Source organism: Clostridia bacterium (genome assembly GCA_019683875.1).
GTDB lineage: Bacteria > Bacillota > Sulfobacillia > RBS10-35 > Bu92 > Bu92.
In genome coordinates, this window is sequence record JADGHN010000185.1 from 1 (window position 1) to 2,503 (window position 2,503).

Annotated in this window: 4 protein-coding genes; all 4 read right to left on the bottom strand. The window is 73.3% G+C overall.

The annotated features are described in order from the left end of the window. A partial coding sequence (locus tag IRZ18_09690) for a hypothetical protein (protein ID MBX5477376.1) occupies nt 1–227 on the bottom strand: 227 nt, incomplete at its 3' end. A gap of 87 nt (nt 228–314) precedes the next feature. After that, the gene (locus IRZ18_09695) at nt 315–1,355 is read right to left on the bottom strand and encodes a nicotinate phosphoribosyltransferase (protein ID MBX5477377.1); all 1,041 of its coding nucleotides are present in this window, start codon (nt 1,353–1,355) and stop codon (nt 315–317) included. Between the two features lie 19 nt (nt 1,356–1,374). Continuing rightward, nucleotides 1,375–2,124 carry an rRNA pseudouridine synthase gene (locus IRZ18_09700; protein ID MBX5477378.1) on the bottom strand — a complete coding sequence of 250 codons (750 nt, stop codon included), beginning with the start codon at nt 2,122–2,124 and terminating at the stop codon, nt 1,375–1,377. 6 nt (nt 2,125–2,130) lie between these two features. Next, nucleotides 2,131–2,503, bottom strand: a 373-nt coding sequence (locus IRZ18_09705; protein MBX5477379.1) for a RidA family protein, incomplete at its 5' end; no start/stop codon positions are given.

Below are 2,503 nucleotides of genomic sequence, written 5' to 3' on the forward strand. Positions count from 1 at the left end.
TCGATGGCCAGCGCTCCGCCCGCGAGGACCGCCGGGCCCGCGCCCCATCCCAGCCACGTGCCGGCGGCCAGGGCGCACGCGCACCAGGCGGGCGCCACGCGCCAGACGGAGCCCGGGCGCGGCAGGCCGCGCGCGGCCGCCGCGGCCGCGGCGGCCAGGGCGACGACGGGGAACAGCGCCACGATGTCGTTCGCGCCCGCGTGGCCCAGCGGATCCCACCTCCGCAAGAGCCTACGCGACGGCGCGCCGCATCATCCCGCGGGGGCCGCCGCGACAGGCGGCCGCGTCGACAGGCAGTCGAAGGGAGCAGCGGGTCAGCGCGGCTTCAGCCGCGGGTTCGGCGTGAGCCCGGGAATCCGGCCGCGCTTCGCGATCGGGCGGCCGTTCACTTCCTTCAGATCCAAGGTCATGTCGATCGGCCGGGCGGACGACACGTAGCTGCCCACGCCGAACCCCCCGGCGCCGGCCTCGCGCAGGGCGGGGATGCGCTCGGGCGTGACGCCGCCGCTCACGAAGATGCGGACGTGCGAGAAGCCGGCCTGGTCGAGGCGCGCGCGCACCTCGCGCACGAGGTCCGGCGTCACGCCGCCGCGCTCCGACGGCGTGTCCAGGCGGATCGACGACAGACGCGGACCGAGGGCCGCCGCGACGCGCAGCGCTTCCTCCGCCTCGTCCTTGAAGGTATCGACGAGCACGGTGCGCGGCTCCCCCTCGTCCACGACGGCGTCGTAGGCCTGGGCGACCGTGACGGTGTCGCCGACGATCAGGACGCAGGCGTGGGGAATCGTGCCCGTCGGCTCGCGGCCGGCGAGCTTCGCCCCGAGGATGCTGCTGGCCCCGTCGAAGCCGCCGACCAGAGCCGCCCGTTCCATCACCGGCGCCACCGCGGGATGCAGGTGGCGGGAGCCGAAGCAGATGACCGGCACGGGACCGGCCGCCGCCTTCACTTCCCGCGCCGCCGTCGCCCACGCGCTCGCGGACGCGAGGATGCCGAGGAGGGCCGTCTCGTACAGGCCGAAGGCGGAGTACGGCCCGGCGATGCGCATGACGACTTCCTTCGCCTCGAACGGATCGCCTTCGTCGAGGGACCAGACACGCACGTCGCGCCCGCGCAGGAGCTCCAGGCACTCCCCCAGGCCGGCCAGGATCCCCGGCCGGCTAGCGAAGATTTCCGCGACCACGGGCGTGTCCTGCAGTCCGAGTCGCTTCAGGATCTCCATCGTCTTCACGAAGTACACGTCGGCCGTGGCGCCGGCGCGGATCTCCTCATGCGTGGCGGACCACAGCCGCGCGGTCCCGTCGACCTGCAGGCGACGGACGTCTTCCAGCGAGCGAATCTCCGCGGTCACGCGCATCTCCCCATTTCGCTGAACGCTAGTCGCGGGCGACCGGCGGCAGGCCGGCCGCCGCCCGCAACCCCGCGATTTCCTCCTCGTCGAGCCACCGGAATGCGCCCGGCGGCAGGTCCCCCAACCGGAGCGGACCGATCGCCACGCGAACCAGCCGGCGCACCGGGTGCCCGATGGCCTCGCACATGCGGCGGATCTGGCGCTTCCGGCCCTCGCGCAGCTCGATCTCGAGCGCCGACTGCCCCGGACGGTCGAGATCCGGCCGGCGACGCACCACCGCGGGAGCCGTGCGGCGGCCATCGAGCACGATGCCCTCCGCGAGGCGTTTGAGGCCGCGCTCCGGCACCTCGCCGGCCACCCACACGTGGTATGTCTTCGGCACCTGGTGGCGCGGGTGCGTGAGCGCGAAGGCGAGGTCGCCGTCGTTCGTCAAGAGGATGAGCCCTTCGCTGTCGTAGTCCAGCCGGCCCACGGGGTACAGCCGCTCTTCGCTGGGCACGAGCTGCGTGACCGTGCGGCGCCGCTGCGGATCGCGGGCGGAGCTGATCACGCCCCGCGGCTTGTGGAGCATGGCCACGCGCAAGGGGGGCGGTGTGGGCCGGATGGGGCGCCCGTCCACCTCGACCTTGTCCCGCTCCCGGTCCACGCGCAGGCCCATCTCCCTCACGACGACGCCGTTCACGCGCACGCGCCCCGCGGCGATCATCCGCTCCGCCTGGCGGCGCGAGGCGACGCCGGCGCGCGCGAGAAACTTCTGCAACCGCTCCTCGGGCACGCCGCGTCAGTCATCCTCCGTCAGAAGGGCCACGAGCTCCACTTCCACGGCGGCGTTGAGCGGGAGTTCGTTGCAGGCCACGGCGGAGCGCGCGTGCCGGCCGGCCTCGCCGAAGATCTCACCGAGAAGCTCCGAGGCTCCGTTGACGACCTTCGGTTGATCGTTGAAGCCCGGCGCGCTGGCGACGAAGCCGACGACCTTGACGATGCGTTCGACGCGGTCGAGACTGCCGGCCACCGCCTGAACGGCGGCGAGCGCGTTGAGCGCGCAAATGCGCGCGGCCTGATACCCGTCCTCGACGGACAGGTCCGCTCCGAGTTTCCCCTGGTAGGCGAGCTTGCCGTCCACCATCGGCAGCTGGCCCGACGTGTACACGAAC